Origin of the sequence: Winogradskyella damuponensis, assembly GCF_039538385.1 — a bacterium.
GTDB classification, from domain to species: domain Bacteria; phylum Bacteroidota; class Bacteroidia; order Flavobacteriales; family Flavobacteriaceae; genus Winogradskyella; species Winogradskyella damuponensis.
Genome location: NZ_BAABCB010000007.1, coordinates 93,785 through 111,612, shown reverse-complemented (window position 1 = coordinate 111,612; position 17,828 = coordinate 93,785). Strand labels below are relative to the sequence as shown.

Here is a 17,828-nt window from a genome sequence, read left to right as displayed (position 1 = left end):
AATAAGCCGCAAAGGTAGAAAAAAGCTAAGGATTAGTAAGGTAATTAACAGTATTATAATTTTGATTATAATGAGATGTTGAAGGTGAACTTAAAAGCCATATTATCTTCTAATTTTGGTAGGTGATAACTACCATATCTATAGGCAAAACTCAATCCAAAGCCAAAGAACAATTTATTAATTTCTACTCCAGATTCTGAATAGAGTTTTTCAAGAGTGTTAAATTCTATACCTTGATGTCTTCTAATGCTCTTCATTTCTCCTACTGCATATCTAGATATTAATACAAGCTGAGGCTTAAAACGTTCTGTTATTTTAAAAGGTTTAAACGTGTGTTTTAATTGTAGTGTTGAAAACTTGTCGCTAAAAAATTCATTAAAATACATGGTTTCAAAACTGTTTAAACCTGCAACAGAAAAACGTTGTAAAATAGTTTCTTTAGTGATGTTGTTTGGGTACGCATGGTACAAATGGGTTAAAGGAGTATCTCCACCAGCAATTCCTGCAACAAATGTAATACTTGTTATAGCATCGTTTTTATGATAGAATTTTTGCAAGGTTCTAAAATCGAGCTTTGAAAAATTAAAATCACTTCCAAAGATAGATTTGAATCCTTGTGTTAATTGAAGTGTAAATTTTGGATAACCGTCTTTAGTTTCTTTTATTTTATCATTTATTATGGCATAGTGGCTAAACGGACTCCATTGCAAACTAACCTTGGCAGTGCTTAAATCATATGTTTTATATGAGTCTTCGCCTAAAACATAAGTATAATTGTATGTTGGATTTATTTTAGAAAGTGCTATTTGAGATTCTGAAAGCAGGTGATTAGAAACCTTATGCTGTAAAGCAATTGATTTTGTAATATGTCTATGAAATAGATCTATATTTAATAATCGTGGTTCAAAAAAAGTAAAAAAACGCTTATCAGTTAAAAATTTTGAACTTCCTGTTTCTTGTAAATCATCAACATAGTCTAAGTTTACCCATGTGTTTGAAGCTTCATTAACTCTAAAACCACCACCTATTTTATATTTTAGACGTTTATCTCTAACACCATAAACCAGATAGCCATTAACTCTATAGCGTTCTGAAAAGCGATTATTTGTTATACCTCCTAATCCTGTTCTGAAACCTTCGTACTGATTAAATTTTATTAAGTAACGTAAATCCAAATTAAAGTAATTAAAAGGGAGATAGCCGTTACCTATATTTTTTACAAATACTTTTTTTTTGATAGAGTCTTGAACAGCTTTAACAGAATCTTTATCTGTTTTAACAGGCTGTTGTGCAAAGCTATGCGTTGCAATTGTCATAAAAAAAACAACAAACAGGCGCTGTAACATTTAAAATTGTTATTAAAGCTAGAGAAAAATATAAAAGGGGTTAACCTCTTAGCTTACTTGTGCTGATAATGTTTTTAGGTTTGTAACTTTATTAATTAATAAATTAAACAGTCATAATTTCCTTTTCTTTAACCTCAAGAATACTATCTATTTTTTTGATAAAAGAATCTGTTAGTGATTGTATATCAATTACTGCATTTTTCTGTAAATCTTCAGAAACTTCAGAATTTTTTATATCATTATTAGCATCTTTACGCGCATTTCTAACGGCAATTTTAGCATCTTCTGATTCTGATTTGGCTTGTTTTGCTAAATCTTTTCGTCGTTCTTCTGTTAATGGTGGAACATTGATAATAATAGTGTCGCCATTATTCATTGGGTTAAAACCAAGATTAGCAAGCATGATACCACGTTCAATTTCTTGAAGCATAGATTTTTCCCATGGTTGAACTGTTATTGTTCTTCCATCTGGAGTATTTACATTGGCAACTTGGCTAAGAGGCGTTTGAGAACCATAATAATCTACCATAACGCTACCTAGCATAGCAGGACTAGCTTTGCCAGCTCTAATATTTGTAAGTTGTTTTTCTAAATGCTTTATAGAAGCATTCATAGATTCCTTTGCTGTGTCTATTATAAATTTAATGTCTTCGTCCATAATGTTGAAGTTTTAATTACGATTTATCAAAATTTAAGCCAAAAATTATTGGTTGACTTTAGTACCAATATTTTCTCCAGAAACTACTTTTAATAAGTTTCCTTTTTTATTCATATCAAAAACAATAATTGGTAAGTTATTTTCTTGACTAAGTGTAAACGCTGTTGTGTCCATTACTTTAAGTCCTTTGCTTAGGACATCTTTAAATGAAATATTATCAAATTTAACGGCATTGATATCTTTTTCAGGATCTGCAGTATAAATACCATCTACACGTGTACCTTTTAAAATGACATCTGCTTCAATTTCGATAGCGCGTAAAACGGCTGCTGAATCTGTTGTAAAATAAGGGTTACCTGTACCACCTCCAAAAATTACAACACGTCCTTTTCTTAGATGACTCATTGCTTTTCTTCTGATAAAAGGTTCTGCAACTTCATTGATTTTGATAGCTGTTTGCAAACGCGTTTTTACATCAGCATCTTCTAGTGCGTTTTGTAATGCCAATCCGTTAATTACAGTAGCTAGCATTCCCATGTGGTCACCTTGCACCCGATCCATACCGTTCATGGCACCAGCAACACCTCTAAAAATATTTCCGCCACCAATTACTATAGCAACTTCTACACCTAAATCAGTTATTTCTTTAATGTCTTTAGCATATTCTGTTAATCTTTCAGGATCAATACCATATTGACGGTTTCCCATTAAGGCTTCGCCAGATAATTTGAGTAGTATTCTTTTATATTTCATTTAGATAGTTTCTATTGCTATTTTATGGTCTAATAGAATGTGCCAAGCATCATATTGATGAAAATTTACTATATGATTCTGATTCATTTTATGTGGGTTTAGAAAGTTTAGCAAAACTACGTAATTATTAGCATCTGTAAAAGTGAAAAAAAAGCAAAAAAAAAGCTTCTCAATTTTGAGAAGCTTTTTTAATTATTGTAATTTGAATAATGTCAATTATCCAACAGTTGCACGTTTGAAACCTGTAACTGAAACATCACCATAAGTTTTAACATAATCAGCAACAGTTTGCTTTTCATCTTTAATAAACTTCTGGTCTAATAAACATTTTTCTTGGTCTAAAGTTGTGTTATCAGAAATGAAACGCTCCATTTTACCTGGTAAAATTCTATCCCAAATTTGTTCTGGCTTACCTTCAGCTTTTAATTCTGCTTTTGCAGCTTCTTCAGCTTCAGCGATAACTTCTGGAGTTAATTGAGCCATAGAAATATAGCTAGGTACATTCTTTAATGTTTTGCCTAAACGTCCTAATTCGATATTATCTTTTTCAATAACAGCGATACGAGCTTCAGTTTCTGATGCGATAAATTCAGGCTCAAAATCTTTATAAGATAATGTAGTTGCTCCCATTGAAGCTACTTGCATTGCAACGTCTTTTACTAAAGTTTCAACGTTATCAACTTTAGCAGATAAACCAACTAAAGCAGCAATTTTGTTAATGTGAACGTACTGACCTACGTAAGGTGCTTCTAATTTTTCAAAAGCAGTAATGTCTAATTTTTCACCAATAACTCCTGTTTGCTCAATTAATTTATCAGCAACAGTCATTCCACCAAAATCAGCAGCTAAAAATGCTTCTTTTGTGTCATAGTTTAATGCGATATCAGCTAATTGGTTAGCTAATGCTACGAAGTTTTCGTTTTTACCAACGAAATCAGTTTCACAGCCTAAAACAATAGCAACACCAGATGTGTTATCTGCATTTATTTTTGCGATTGCAGCACCTTCAGAAGAATCTCTGTCTGCTCTTTTTTCTGCAACTTTTTGTCCTTTTTTACGTAAAACTTCGATGGCTTTATCAAAATCACCACCAGCTTCAACTAAAGCTTTTTTACAATCCATCATACCAGCACCAGTTGCTTGTCTTAGCTTGTTGACTTCTGCTGCTGTAATTTTTACAGTATTTTCCATAGTTTTTAAATTTAAAAAGTCATTTAATTAATTTTCAAAATGAAAAGAACCAAATGACTTTTAATATTGTATAAATGTTATTTATTCTTCTTCTTGAGATGCTACAGGCGCTTTTTCAGCTTTTTTAGCTGGTTTTGCGTCTTTTTTAGCAGATTTAGCATCTTTTTCTGCACGCTCATTTTTTCTTTCGTTTAAACCATCAGCAATTGCAGATGTTACGATAGATAAAATTTTATCTACAGATTTAGAAGCATCATCATTAGCAGGGATTAAATAATCAACTTCACGAGGGTCAGAGTTTGTATCTACCATAGCAAAGATTGGGATATTTAATTTTTGTGCTTCTTTAATGGCAATATGCTCACGCATAATATCAACTACGAATATAGCACCTGGTAAACGAGTCATGTCAGAAATAGAACCTAAATTCTTTTCTAATTTTGCACGTAAACGATCTACTTGTAAACGTTCTTTTTTAGATAAAGAGTTGAATGTACCATCTTTTTTCATTCTATCAATAGCAGCCATTTTCTTTACCGCTTTTCTGATAGTTACAAAGTTAGTTAACATTCCACCAGGCCAACGCTCAGTAATGTAAGGTTGGTTTACTGCACCTGCTTTTTCAGCAACGATGTCTTTAGCTTGTTTTTTAGTAGCAACGAATAAGATTTTCTTTCCTGATGCTGCTATTTTAGCTAAAGCTTCAGAAGTTTCTTCAATTTTTGCTGCTGTTTTGTAAAGGTTGATAATATGGATACCGTTACGTTCCATATAAATGTAAGGAGCCATGTTTGGGTTCCACTTACGTGTAAGGTGACCGAAGTGTACACCTGCTTCAAGTAATTCTTTTACTTCTACTTTTTCCATGTTGTAATAGTTTACGTTCTGTTAAATTAGCAATGTTCCATTAAGCTAATGGTTATTAGCTGTTGGCTTCATTTAGATGCTAAACTTTTAGTCCTGAATTTATTTCAGGATCTGTTTTAATTAATTCTAAAGTATTTCAGAATCTTTTCAATAAAATAAAATAATTCAGAGCCTGAAAAATCAAACTCTGAATTAAGTGTTGTTTGGATATTAACGTTTCGAGAATTGGAATTTCTTACGCGCTTTCTTCTGTCCGAATTTCTTACGCTCTACCATTCTTGGGTCTCTCGTTAATAGACCTTCTGGCTTTAATACTAGTCTGTTTTCAGGATCTAGTTCGCACATTGCACGACTTAATCCTAAACGTATTGCTTCTGCCTGGCCGGTGATACCACCTCCATATACGTTAACAGTAATATCAAAGTTGCCATCATTGTTAGTCAAGGCTAAAGGTTGGTTTATTTTATACTGCAATGTTGCAGTAGTAAAATAATCCGCCATGTCTTTTTTGTTCACTGTGATTTTGCCACTACCTTGGGCAACGTACACACGAGCAACAGCCGTCTTTCTACGGCCAATTTTGTGAATTACTTCCATTTAGTTAATTTCGTTTAATTTGATTGCTTTAGGTTTTTGAGCTGCGTGAGCGTGCTCTGTACCTGAAACAACAGTTAAATTTCTAAAAAGGGCTGATCCTAATTTGTTTTTAGGCAACATTCCTTTCACTGACTTTTCTACTAATCTGGTTGGGTCTTTCTCAAACATTTCAGTAGCCGTCAGACTTCTTTGTCCACCTGGATAACCTGTGTGACGGATGTAACTTTTTTCCGTCCATTTGTTACCAGTTAAGTTGATTTTTTCAGCATTAACAACAATTACATTGTCACCGCAATCAACGTGTGGCGTAAAATTAGGTTTGTGCTTACCTCTTAAAAGTATTGCTACTCTCGAAGCTAAGCGACCTAAAGTTTGTCCTTCAGCGTCAACTAAAACCCACTCCTTATTAACGGTAGCTTTGTTAGCTGAAACTGTTTTGTAGCTTAATGTATCCACACTAATTTGATTTATATTTACGCTTCACAGCGCAAAAAGATTAAACATTCCTCTTTAAAAAAGAGTTTGCAAATTTACGATAAACAATTGATTTACCAAACCTTGATGAATATATTTTTTGTACTGAAAATCAGATGGTTTGGAAATGTGTATTCTAATTTAGTTTTTTGTAGCTCTTGTGAGTCTGTCATTTATGGATTTTCCTAAGCCATGATCTGGGAATTTTTCGGCAATAATAACATCCAGATGCATTTTATCTAACTGATGTAAAACATCGTAAAGTTTTGAAGCCGATTCGGCTAAGTCGCCAGATTTTGAAAGCGCAATTTGTACTTCGATTGCGTTATTTTCAATTTGAGATTGAAACGTTATGAGTCCAACACGTTTCGCTTTATGTTTATCTAATGTGTTAGGAATATTGTCTGTTAAGATCGTCGTCGTCTTTGGTGCATAGTGTCTCTCTAACATACCAGGAGCATCCGGACTTATTTCTTTATTATTTTGACTACGCTCAGTAGCCATGTTTTTTATTTTAATTTTTCCAACAATGGCTTCAATGTCTTCTAAAGCTGTTGAGCCTAATCTATAAATAATAGGGTCGTCATTTTCAAAACCTATAATGGTAGATTCTATTCCGCTTGTACAAGCCCCTCCATCTAAAACCATTTTAATAGTATTTTTAAAATAGGTTTCTACATGTGCTGCTGTCGTTGGACTAATGCTACTAAAAGGATTGGCACTTGGTGCTGCTAAAGGGAAATTTAATTGTTTTAATAATTCTATTGTAGTGGGATGATTAGGAACACGAACTGCAACTGTATCTTTTCCACCAGTAATTAAATCTGGAATTATAGCTTTCTTTTTTAAAACCAAAGTTATGGGGCCAGGCCAAAAAGCTTCGGCTAATAACTGCGCTTTTTTAGGAATATATTCAACGATGTCGGAAAGTTTGTCTATAGAAGGAATATGAACAATAAGCGGATTAAAAAAAGGGCGCTTCTTGGTTTCAAAAATAGCTTTTATAGCTTTCTCGCTATAAATATTTCCTGCTAAGCCATAGACAGTCTCTGTTGGAATAGCAACAATGTCTTCAGCCGTTAATAGTTGAATCGCTTTTGATATGTCTTTTGAAATGATGCTCATAGTCGTAAAATGCGATTACAAAATTACTTCAAAATCTCATACGACTAAGATTTAATACGCTTATTTTCCTTTTTCTGTTGGTAAAGTGCGTAACCTAATACAGCGATCTCGAGACTTAAAAGGGCTATTTTGGCTTTTTTGCTTTTGGTTAGTGCGCTTGTTAACCCTAAAACTTTTGTTAGTATCATAATTGTTTTATTATATCTTAAATTATGTTCTAAAATTAATGGATTGGATCTTTACATCTTAACTGAATAGAGACTAGGATTAGCTTATAAGAGTTGTGATATTATTTTGACTACAATTATAAATAATGACTTCCCATTTAGTAGTTTTGCATCTTTAAAATTCAAAATATGATTTCAGTCGATAATTTAACCGTAGAATTTAGTGGGCATACGCTTTTTAGTGAGGTGTCATTTACGATTAATGCTAATGATAAAATTGCTTTAATGGGTAAAAATGGTGCGGGAAAATCGACCATGATGAAGATTATTGCAGGTGTTCAAAAAGCAACTCGTGGTAACGTAAGGTGTCCTAAGGATGCCGTTATTGCGTATTTGCCACAACATTTGTTAACCGAAGATAATACGACTGTTTTTGATGAAGCATCAAAAGCATTTAAGCATGTGTTTGAAATGCGTGATGAGATGGAAGCGCTCAATAAACAATTGGAAACGCGAACCGATTACGAATCTGACGACTACATGAAAATTATTGAACGTGTGTCTGATTTGGGTGAGAAATATTATGCTTTAGAGGATGTCAATTACGATGCCGAAGTTGAAAAAGCATTAAAAGGTTTAGGTTTTAAACAAGACGATTTTACAAGACAAACCAATGAGTTTTCAGGTGGTTATCGTATGCGAATTGAATTGGCTAAGATTTTATTACAAAAGCCCGATTTAATCTTATTAGATGAGCCCACCAACCATATTGATATTGAATCGGTGATTTGGTTAGAAGATTTTTTATTGAATAAAGCCAACGCTGTTGTGGTTATATCTCACGATCGTGCCTTTGTAGATAATATAACCAATAGAACTATCGAGGTAACGATGGGGCGTATTTACGATTATAAGGCTAATTATACACATTACCTTCAGTTGCGTGAAGATAGACGTACACATCAAATAAAAGCCTATCAAGAGCAGCAAAAGTTTATTGCTGATAATATGGCATTTATAGAGCGTTTTAAAGGGACCTATTCTAAAACCAACCAAGTGTCGTCACGAGAGCGTATGCTTGAAAAATTAGAAAGGATTGAAATTGATGAGATCGATACATCAGCTTTAAAGTTGCGTTTTCCAGCAACACAGCGTTCGGGTGACTATCCTGTTACGGTTAAGGAGGTGTCTAAGTCTTATGGTGATCATGTGGTATTTAAAGATGCTAATATGTCTATTGCTAGAGGTGAAAAAGTTTGTTTTGTTGGGCGAAATGGAGAAGGGAAGTCAACAATGATTAAAGCCATACTAGGTGAAATTGATGTGGAAGGGACTTGTGCTTTAGGTCATAATGTTAAGGTTGGGTATTTTGCGCAGAACCAAGCGGCTTTGTTAGACGAAAACTTAACGATTTTTCAAACCGTTGATGAAGTTGCTCAAGGAGATGTAAGAACTCAGATTAAAAATATTTTGGGTGGCTTTATGTTTAGAGGTGACGATATTGAAAAGAAAGTAAGTGTGTTGTCTGGTGGTGAAAAAACCAGATTAGCTATGGTAAAACTGTTGTTAGAACCTGTGAACTTATTAATTCTCGATGAGCCTACCAATCACCTTGATTTAAAATCGAAGGATGTTTTAAAAGAGGCTTTAAAGAATTTTGATGGCACATTAATACTCGTGTCTCACGATAGAGATTTTCTACAAGGATTATCTAATAAAGTGTTTGAGTTTAAAGAAAAACGCGTAATTGAACATTTTGAAACTATAGATGATTTCTTAATTAGAAATCGTGTTGAAAGTTTGAAAGGATTGGATTTATAACAGCGATTTACAATTTTTCTAGAAGTGCCTTTCTTTCTTTAGTTTTAAATGCTGAATCTGTTTCTAACAAATGCTCAACTTTAGCTTTATAGGCTTCCGATAATCTATTTGCTATATAGTTTTGTATGAATTGTTCCGCATTCATTAGTTAACTTTAAATAACGTTTTTAGATGTGTTAAACATCTAGTTTTTGACTTCTCACCGTATTGGTATGTGCTCTTCCTTGGATTGGCTATGGTTTTTTTATGTTGCTATTGCTTTAAAGCGCAGATTCATCAAATAGGTTTTAAAAAGGGGTCTGTAACATCAAAATTGAAATGTGATAACAGTTGTTGGAAATGAATGTATTATGTTCATTTTATAGCTAGAAACCTGTAAAATGATATGTTTATCTTCATAATAGTCCTTTTAGCAGTTTTTTTATTGTAAATCGTTTAGTAAAATTAGATTTGGAATAATTGTTAATGACTTAATTATGAAATCATTCCTTGTAATAGCCTTGTCATGCTTGGTTTTTTTAGTTTTATTTTTTTCGATAGGAAATGAAACGTTAAGATTAGAAAAAAATGAAAGGCTCAAAACATTCAACGCTATCAGTGCTTCTGATAATGATTTTGAATTATATGAATTTGGTCATAAGCATTTGAATAGTAAAAATGTAAAAATCAAGTTTTTGGTGGGTGACGCTTATACTAAGTTTGTGGATCTTCAAAAAAGCAAAGACATTTTATTAGTCACCTCGGCCTCTTTTACCTCAGCTTTTTTTAGTGATGGCACTCCGATTGGACTTTGTGCTTATGAAGGGCAATTTCTTAATAAAATGCCAAATCAAACAATGGATGGCTTGGTCGTTATTAATTCAGAAGGTTTAATGACGACACAAGATATTATAGATCTAGATTTTACAAGTAAAAAATGCGATCTCCTAATGACATCTAATCATGCGCATCAGCATCTTAATCCTAGGGAAAATGCATTGGATTCTTATGTCTTTTATAATAAGGTTGAAACCGATAAACTTTCTGTTTTTCAAACACAATTGGTGTATTCCCACTTAAAAAAGGACGACGAAAATTTTAAAAACATTTTGGTAGGTGCTGATGGTAAAGAAAGACGATTTCTTGTTGTTGCTTCAAAAAATGGGGAATTAAAAAATCTAATAATAGGCACCAAAGCGAAGGACTATATGTTAAAGGCTGCTAAAGATGTCTTAACGCATCTTAGAGCTAAAAACTACGATGTTAATTTTATACTCAATTTAGATACAGGAAGTAAAAATATACTCCATGTTAATAACGGTCAACATCTTGAGAATTTAAATCAGAACCCATCCACAAAACTCGCTAGAATTGAAAGAGCCTCTAGTCTCATTGTTTTTTACACGGATAAATAAAAGCGCTAATTTGAAATATTTAAAAATAGGATTAGTTACATTAATTGCCTTGTTTCAATGGAGTCTTTTTGGACAAACAACAGATGCAATGAGCGCTAAAACTATAGATTATAGCTATTTGACAGAAGTTGGGACTATAGATTTTAGTGGCTACACTATAGATGATTATTCTAAGGCATTTGATCACGCTTTACAAATGAAAACCGATAGTTTAAATGCTGCTAATGTCATGAAAGGAAACGTTGTGATGTCAATGCTAGCAAAGCAGGTTAATGCAGAGATTGTTAATCATAATCTCGATTCAAATGCAAGGCAAACAAAAGATTTACTGATTAAATTTAGGGCACAACATTATTACGTGTATCTACCAGAAGTGAGCATGATTATAAAGTTTTTTGGTTATGTGTGTATGGGAGAGTACAGCCACATCTATAATGTTGTAACTACAAATAGTAAGATATTACCAATAGTGATTTTTGGTGTGGTCTTGCTGTGTGTGGTTATTCTTCATCTATTTGGTAAAATAAAATGGAAATATAAAAAACTAACGAATCATCTGATACTTGTTGTATTTTTCATTTTTGTAGTATTGACTATAGCTTTTAAATTAACCTGCGGCTGCAATGTAGATGAATATTCATTTTATGGCATCGCAATTAACTAAAGATGTCTGTTAGATCGTCTATTACTGTTTCTTAACGTATCGATTCAAAATAAAAAGATACAATACTAAAAGGATGATGGTTGACCACTTACAAATGTAAATCGTATTTGTAATAAACTCACTAATACTCGATAAGTTTAGAGAACTTATATAATCCGTATTAGACATGTCATTAAGTGCGCTTTCAAGTTTTTTATCAGAACTATAGAATGTGAATGGCTTAACCACTATAGCGCTAATTAAAAGCGCTAAGAAGGGGAGCAGAGGCATGTTTTCTTTACCCTTGTAATGCTTTAATCGTGATTTTTTTGTAACCCAAAAGGCGATTATACATGCTGACAATACATATAAACTCAAGGTCGCGATAAATAGATAGCTTTTTATTTTTGAGGAAAATTGGTAGTTGTTTTCTATAGTGAGATGGAATAGGTAATATACAATAGCTGTTATGATAGAATCGATTGCAATTAATGCCACGGTTCCGTAAATTATCCAAAGTGTTTTTTTTATTAAACTCGTCGTCATGGTGTTCTATTTATTCAATACCTAAGCACGTTTTTAAGCGAATTATTTTCATTACAGATTCATATACTTGAGCTTTATAAGCTGCATTAGTTTTTATTTCGTTTAAAATTAATTGGGCTGTATCATCTTCGTTTTTAGGAATTAAAATAATATCACAACCTGCCTTTGAGGCTTCTAATGTTGCTTTTGGAATGTTTTGTAAACCATTCATTTTCATGCCGTCGGAAACAATGAGACCTTTAAAGTTTAATTCGTTTTTTAAAAGTCCAGTTACTATTTTCTTAGAACAAGATGCTGGAACATTAAACGTATTGTATTTAGGATTGTTCTTTATCGAAATATGAGCGACCATGACACTTATGACTCCATTGTCTATTATGGGTTTATAATTATCGAGTTCTAGTAAATCACCATCAATAAAAACCGTATTGAAATGCGAGTCACCTGTGACTAAACCATGTCCTGGGAAATGTTTTACGGTGGCTACTATATTTTCATTTTGGGTACGTTCTACAAATGCGTTACTCTTGTTAATCACATCTTTAGGATTAGCGCCAAAACTTCTGTTGGTTATGGCTGAATTATTTTCACTAACATCCAAAACCGGAGCATAGTTTTGATGCACTCCAAGATAACGCAATTCGTCACTTATGGTTTTAGCTACTGCATCTACTTCGCTAATAGATGTTAAATCCACTGTGTTTTTTACGGGTTGCGACCCTACAATACGGCTGTTAAAAAGGCTTGGTTCTGCATCAGCACTAAATAAAAGGCCAAATGAATTGTGCTTTTTAGCTGTAGCATTAAGTGTTTCGATAGTGCTTTTGTGATCTTCTTTGGTGCCTTTTAAGATGACAAAGCCACCAACTTTTTTGTTTTCTACAAGGAGTTTGGCTTTGTTTAAATCATGACCTAATTCGCCAATAGAAGCTATTATCATCTGCGCCACGCGTTCTGAATCGGTCATGGTGTTAAAAATACTATCCGTTTTATAGGCTAGTCTGCTATCATAGGTGTAAAAGTCTTTTAAAGAGAACTCTTTTGCGTTATCACTAGGTAAGATGTTGTTTTTTTGTAATTCATCTGCACTAATTACAGGTTGCTTTGTTTTATTTCCATTACAAGACGTTAATAGAACATTAAGTATTAAAATGGAAATTAAAAAACGGTACTTCATAATGTGATAATATTTAAAGAGCTTCTAGCCAATTACGACTAGTATCAACCACAGTTTACTAGAATTATGATCTTTATCCCTAAGAAGCCACAAAACGGTTGAAACAGAACGATAGTTGCTTGCAAAATATACGCGTTTGCTAATTTAAGCTTTTATTTTATATCGGTTTCTTATTGGGTGTTAATGAGCGTGTTGGAGAGATGTAAAAAGAGGAAGCTTTGTTAGTCTTAAGTTGTTTACTTCAGTCTGATTTGTGGGTTATATTATTTATTCTTTTAGTTTTAGCTTATATTAAGTTGGGTTCTACCCGACGCACACCCGACGCACACCCGACGCATACCCGACGCATACCCGAGGTTAACCCGACTTAGGTACGGGTGAACTCTTACTTAGTGGTTTTATGTATATGGCTTTGCGGTTCTTTTTACGTTGGAAAGCCAATGTTGTTTGCTATTATTTGAAAAGTATTAAAATTATAACATCCTAAAAAAATGCAATTCTTGTTAGGTGTCAGAAACTCAATTAACTACTCATTTTAAACCTTTTTGAAGTGTTAATTGTTTCGTAATTCCAATGAGTTTATATTATTTTTATTCCTTTAAATAATAAAAAATATGATAAAAAATTACGCAATTGGCCTCATGTTCTTACTTACAGGAGGCGTCTTTAGTCAGGAAACAATTTCCTTTGAAACCAGTGAATCTTACACTTTAGGAACCCTAAATAATCAAAATGGTTGGGAAGTTACAGAAAGTGGAGATGGCGCTTTTCTTCAGAATCAAGTGGTGTCTGATGAGGAAGCTTCAGACGGTGTTTATGCCTTTAAAAACTCTTATGAATCAAGTTTTGATTTTCAATGGTTACCAATCTTTGGTGCTGTTAAGAGTTTTGATACACCAAAGTCATTTGAGGATTTTACATTTTCGTATGATGTTATGGTAACAGAAAGTAATGGAGCGGATTTTGAAATGACGCTTTTTGGTATTGATGCTAATGATGATTTTGTTCCTGTAGCAGGCATTGCTATGGAATATAGAGGATTTATTTATACCATAGATGACATTAATTATACGGCTGCCTATATTGACGGAGCAGAATGGACTCCAAATACTTGGTTACATGTTAAAATTGAAGTGACTGCCACAGAATTAAAGTATTACTTAAATGATGTTTTGGTGCATACACGTAGCAATTTTACGTCTGTTGATATTGTAGGTTTTAATATGTTGCATAACAATTATGGTGGTGATGCCTATTACGATAATTTTAGTTTTGAAACGGGTACCTTAGGTGTTGCTGATGTTGCTGATAGTTCAACATTGCGCGTCTATCCAAATCCGGTTACTGATGAATTACAAATTACAGGTATTCAGAGAGAGCAGATTGCGCAGGTGTCTGTTTATAATTTAAATGGGCAGCAATTAATGGAACGTACTTCTGTAGATGCATTAGATGTTAGTCGTCTTTCTGGTGGCGTTTATATGTTAACTATTGTTACTACAGATGGTAAGACCCATACAGATAAGCTTTTGAAAAAATAGCGTTACGTAAATCTTATTGAAATGGCCTTGATTATTTTATAATTGAGGCTTTTTTTTGTTTGGTGTTTTTGATAAATTGGTGTGATTTAGAGTGTTGCTAGTTGTTTAGAATAGGATGCGGGAATTATGTGTAATTTCTAAAACTTCGCTAATGCGCTACGCTCGGTATTTTTGATAAAAGAATTCTTTCACCTTAATAATCCTCAAGGGGAAATTTGTTTAAGGAAAACATGTTATTCATAAAATTGTATATTATGGACGGTATCAATAAAAACTAATTTTACACAAAAGTTTCTTGGTCTAGATTGTCCTCTAGAGGGGACTTTAGGGGTGTAAAAAGAAGAGTGATAAATTAGTAAAATGAAAAACAAAATCATTCCATACAATCCAGAACTAAAAGCACTGGCTAGACAACTCCGGAAACATAGTACGCTGCCCGAAGTATTACTTTGGCAACATATAAAGCAACGTGCTTACGGTGTTCAGTTTCATAGGCAAGTGCCAATGCTAAATTACATTGTAGATTTTTATTGCCATGAAATAGGTTTAGCTATTGAAATTGATGGTGATAGTCATGAGCATCGTTTTATATATGATACTAAACGACAAAGTGAGTTAGAGGCTTATGGTATTACCTTTTTAAGGTTCTCTAATGACGAGGTTAAAAAGAATATGTTTAGTGTGTTGTTGGTTATTGAGGCGAAGGTTGGGGAATTGCGTGATTAACTAGAGGGAACATCTCAAAATATTCCTAAACACCCCTAATGAGCTACGCTCGGTATCTTCAATGAACATATATTTTCATCTCAATAATCCTCAAGGGGACATTTGATAAAGGAAAATATAGTGTTTATTGGGTTTTTGATTATATTTTGTGTCTATAAAATATAATTACCTAGGTTTCTCGGTTAGGATTGTCCCCTTGAGGGGACTTTAGGGGTGTAAAAGAGAATTGGTATTTATAACACTTTTGAATTAATTAACTCGGTTAAAGTTGTTGTAAAAGGTTTTGCAGAAGCATTACCTGAATTGTAGTTTTTTAGTTATCTAAAACTTTAACGAATTCTCCTATTATTCTCATATCACTCCTGTTTTCTTTATCTTCACAGTGATGAGAACATATTATTGGTGAAAATTGCTTAATTGAATAAATAAGGAAAATGTTTTTTAAACCTTGTTTTATTTGATTTGGACTTAATTTTAAGCCGTAAAAGAAGAAAATCAGTGAAATCCCAATAGTGCTTATTGTATTTAGTAGTTTCGCTCGTTTTAGAATAGTATTAATTGATTTTTATGGTGCAAATATGTTATTTATAACAGCCATTAATTCTGTAAGTGTAATAGTAAATGGAATCCCAGCAGCTGTTCTTATGTTTTTTCCTTCTATTGTTCTAAATTTTTAAATTCACTAATACTTTCAGTATCTACTTCAAAACTATAAACTAAATAATTATCTTCTGTCAAGTCAAGCAAACCCAGTTCTTTTAATCTTTGTTTAGGAAAAACTTTAATTCCATGTTTCAATTAGAAGATTTGTTATTTCTGTTTGTGTCTATTGCTTTTTTTATTGCTAGACCTCTTAATCTAATGTGTTTAGTATAAGGTTCGCTTATGCTTTTTTCCTATTTGAGATGTATAAATCATACTTTAATCATTATATAACCACACTATAACCTAAATTTTGATTTTGTCTAAAAAAATATGACATAAAGAGTCAAAGTGAATTAGAAATTTGTTGTCTTTTTAAGATTTTGTTAGAAAGGGTTAAAACATAATAAGAGCTTTGGATAGTAGTTTCAAAATAAAAATGTTTTTTATTATCCTGTCCCTTTTCTCTAAGTGGTAATTAATAAAATAAAACAAAGAAATTCTAGATTAATTTCTTAGCATTAGTTTGTAAAAAAAATAGATTTGTAGAAAACAGTAACGTTTAACGGGGATATTTTTTATTTTTAGCAATCATCTAAAAATAGGTTAATTAAATTTATTGTTATTCTTTATGTGCCGTAAAATAAAATAATTTATTCATGGATACGAAAATAATTAAAGCAAAGCCAAACTCGGAGTTTTTAATAAAGTCGATATCAGAACAAGGTTATTCGTTAGAAACGGCTTTGTCTGATTTAATAGATAATTCTATTTCTGCTGAAGCAAATAAAATAGAGATATTAACAGAGCATAAAGATGATCAAACATTTATTTTTATTACAGATAATGGATTTGGGATGACTAAGGAAGAACTTTCGTCTAACTTACAATTTCCAAGTAGAGATATGGAGTTAAAAAGAAAAGAAACAGATTTAGGTCGTTTTGGACTAGGTCTAAAAACAGCTTCCTTTTCTCAGACGAGAAAATTTACTGTTATTTCAAGAAAAAGAAACTCCAAAGAATATGCAGCTTTGACTTGGGATGTTGCACATCTTCGCAAAACTGGGGAATGGGAGATTATTGTAAATACTGAAGAGGATATTTGTAGATTATTGAAACGATATAAAAATACTTCAGATAATCATCTAGAAAAGTTTTTAAACTATGAGCCTAATACTATAATAGTGTGGCAGGGGTTAAAAAACTTTGATAATTATATCGATTCTAATAATCACCATAAGCACCTTAATGATGAATTGACTACTACAACATCTGAACACTTAAGTATTGTGTTTCATGAATTTATGGAACAAAATGAAAATCCACTAAAAATAAGATTAAACAATGTCTCAGTAAGACCATTTAATCCATTTAAATCAAAGTCTGGAAGCATAGCGAGGAAACTAGAACCTCGTGAGATGCTATTAGGTAATGATGTTTTAAAAATGGATGGTTTTGTTTTGCCAGTATCTGCTTCTGAAAACACCAATGATTGGTCTACTTCAAATAAGAGTCTTTTAGATATGGAGGGAATTTATGTGTATCGTGGTAACCGTATTATTTTCTTTGGTGGTTGGAATGGAGTTATTAGGAAGCAGGCAAAATTAAAATTAGCTCGATTGAAAATTCAAGTTGGAAACATGAATGATGAAAAACTTCAATTAAATGTGGCTAAATCTAAAATATCTATTCCATATGAGTTAAGAATGGGGGTTTTAAGGTATATCAGTGATTTAAAACAAGAAGCAATAAGGGAGTATAATAATAGAGGGTTGAAAAGTTCAAGTAGTAAGGGTATAAATTCTAATAATGATTTAAAGCTTTTAGCTAAGCAGTCTACTACAAAAGGTCCTGTTTATTCAATAAATCTAAACTATCCATTTGTTAAAATGGTGTCGGATGAATTAAATGATGAGACCTTAAGATATTTTAAAATATTATTAAGAAAGATTAATTCAGTTATTAACAAACAACGATATGTAGATGATAATTCAGTTTCTATACAAGAAGACATCTCTAAGAATGAAATTATTAATACAACTAATAAGTTATTAGCATCAGGGCTTACTACAGAAGAAGTGTATGAGGTATACTTAAAAGGAACAGGTATTAATAAAGGCAATTTGCCAAATGAATTAAAAAAAATATTAGTATAACTAT

General features: G+C 32.4%; 18 protein-coding genes. 6 read left to right on the top strand and 12 right to left on the bottom strand.

The features are described from left to right. Window positions 1–65 precede the first annotated feature (65 nt). The 9 genes from ABD730_RS04655 to ABD730_RS04615 form a co-directional block, all read right to left on the bottom strand. A complete protein-coding gene (locus ABD730_RS04655; RefSeq protein WP_344712917.1) occupies window positions 66–1,346 on the bottom strand; it encodes a DUF5686 family protein in 1,281 nt (426 codons plus the stop codon). Window positions 1,347–1,449: 103 nt separating this feature from the next. Continuing rightward, entirely contained in the window at window positions 1,450–2,004 is a 555-nt protein-coding gene (frr, locus tag ABD730_RS04650; RefSeq protein WP_215927954.1) for a ribosome recycling factor, read from the bottom strand. Between the two features lie 45 nt (window positions 2,005–2,049). Continuing rightward, on the bottom strand, window positions 2,050–2,757 hold the full coding sequence (pyrH, locus tag ABD730_RS04645) for a UMP kinase (protein ID WP_215927952.1): 708 nt from the start codon (window positions 2,755–2,757) through the stop codon (window positions 2,050–2,052). 216 nt (window positions 2,758–2,973) lie between these two features. Continuing rightward, window positions 2,974–3,948, bottom strand: coding sequence for a translation elongation factor Ts (gene tsf / locus ABD730_RS04640; RefSeq protein ID WP_215927950.1), 975 nt, complete (start codon window positions 3,946–3,948; stop codon window positions 2,974–2,976). Between the two features lie 81 nt (window positions 3,949–4,029). Continuing rightward, window positions 4,030–4,815 (bottom strand): 30S ribosomal protein S2, encoded by a 786-nt coding sequence (gene rpsB, locus ABD730_RS04635; RefSeq protein ID WP_215927948.1) that lies wholly within the window; start codon window positions 4,813–4,815, stop codon window positions 4,030–4,032. A 210-nt stretch (window positions 4,816–5,025) separates the two neighbouring features. Continuing rightward, window positions 5,026–5,412 carry a 30S ribosomal protein S9 gene (gene rpsI / locus ABD730_RS04630; protein ID WP_215927946.1) on the bottom strand — a complete coding sequence of 129 codons (387 nt, stop codon included), beginning with the start codon at window positions 5,410–5,412 and terminating at the stop codon, window positions 5,026–5,028. Next, on the bottom strand, window positions 5,413–5,868 hold the full coding sequence (gene rplM, locus ABD730_RS04625; RefSeq protein WP_215927944.1) for a 50S ribosomal protein L13: 456 nt from the start codon (window positions 5,866–5,868) through the stop codon (window positions 5,413–5,415). It abuts the gene before it with no gap. Window positions 5,869–6,027: 159 nt separating this feature from the next. Beyond that, on the bottom strand, window positions 6,028–7,011 hold the full coding sequence (locus ABD730_RS04620; protein WP_344712913.1) for an L-threonylcarbamoyladenylate synthase: 984 nt from the start codon (window positions 7,009–7,011) through the stop codon (window positions 6,028–6,030). 44 nt (window positions 7,012–7,055) lie between these two features. Further along, a complete protein-coding gene (locus tag ABD730_RS04615) occupies window positions 7,056–7,199 on the bottom strand; it encodes a hypothetical protein (protein WP_215927940.1) in 144 nt (47 codons plus the stop codon). Window positions 7,200–7,367: 168 nt separating this feature from the next. Between ABD730_RS04615 and ABD730_RS04610 the strand changes: the two genes are divergently transcribed. Further along, entirely contained in the window at window positions 7,368–8,999 is a 1,632-nt protein-coding gene (locus ABD730_RS04610) for an ABC-F family ATP-binding cassette domain-containing protein (protein ID WP_344712911.1), read from the top strand. A gap of 7 nt (window positions 9,000–9,006) precedes the next feature. Here ABD730_RS04610 and ABD730_RS04605 read toward each other — a convergent pair whose 3' ends face one another. Beyond that, on the bottom strand, window positions 9,007–9,144 hold the full coding sequence (locus tag ABD730_RS04605; RefSeq protein WP_344712909.1) for a hypothetical protein: 138 nt from the start codon (window positions 9,142–9,144) through the stop codon (window positions 9,007–9,009). 331 nt (window positions 9,145–9,475) lie between these two features. On the opposite strand from ABD730_RS04605, the gene ABD730_RS04600 reads away from it, so the two are divergent. Next, a complete protein-coding gene (locus tag ABD730_RS04600) occupies window positions 9,476–10,393 on the top strand; it encodes a hypothetical protein (RefSeq protein WP_334467984.1) in 918 nt (305 codons plus the stop codon). 10 nt (window positions 10,394–10,403) lie between these two features. Next, window positions 10,404–11,057 (top strand): hypothetical protein, encoded by a 654-nt coding sequence (locus tag ABD730_RS04595; protein WP_344712906.1) that lies wholly within the window; start codon window positions 10,404–10,406, stop codon window positions 11,055–11,057. A 535-nt stretch (window positions 11,058–11,592) separates the two neighbouring features. Here ABD730_RS04595 and ABD730_RS04590 read toward each other — a convergent pair. Continuing rightward, window positions 11,593–12,759: a glycoside hydrolase family 3 N-terminal domain-containing protein gene (locus ABD730_RS04590; protein ID WP_344712904.1), complete on the bottom strand. Its 1,167-nt coding sequence runs from the start codon at window positions 12,757–12,759 to the stop codon at window positions 11,593–11,595. Window positions 12,760–13,373: 614 nt separating this feature from the next. Here ABD730_RS04590 and ABD730_RS04585 point away from each other — a divergent pair. Together ABD730_RS04585 and ABD730_RS04580 are read left to right on the top strand one after the other, a co-directional pair. Further along, window positions 13,374–14,300 carry a T9SS type A sorting domain-containing protein gene (locus tag ABD730_RS04585; RefSeq protein ID WP_344712902.1) on the top strand — a complete coding sequence of 309 codons (927 nt, stop codon included), beginning with the start codon at window positions 13,374–13,376 and terminating at the stop codon, window positions 14,298–14,300. 360 nt (window positions 14,301–14,660) lie between these two features. Further along, on the top strand, window positions 14,661–15,026 hold the full coding sequence (locus ABD730_RS04580; RefSeq protein WP_344712901.1) for an endonuclease domain-containing protein: 366 nt from the start codon (window positions 14,661–14,663) through the stop codon (window positions 15,024–15,026). A 657-nt stretch (window positions 15,027–15,683) separates the two neighbouring features. Here the strand turns inward: ABD730_RS04580 and ABD730_RS04570 are convergent. Further along, a complete protein-coding gene (locus ABD730_RS04570) occupies window positions 15,684–15,824 on the bottom strand; it encodes a hypothetical protein (protein ID WP_344712899.1) in 141 nt (46 codons plus the stop codon). Window positions 15,825–16,327: 503 nt separating this feature from the next. Here ABD730_RS04570 and ABD730_RS04565 point away from each other — a divergent pair. Further along, window positions 16,328–17,824 (top strand): ATP-binding protein, encoded by a 1,497-nt coding sequence (locus ABD730_RS04565; protein WP_344712897.1) that lies wholly within the window; start codon window positions 16,328–16,330, stop codon window positions 17,822–17,824. Window positions 17,825–17,828 lie beyond the last annotated feature (4 nt).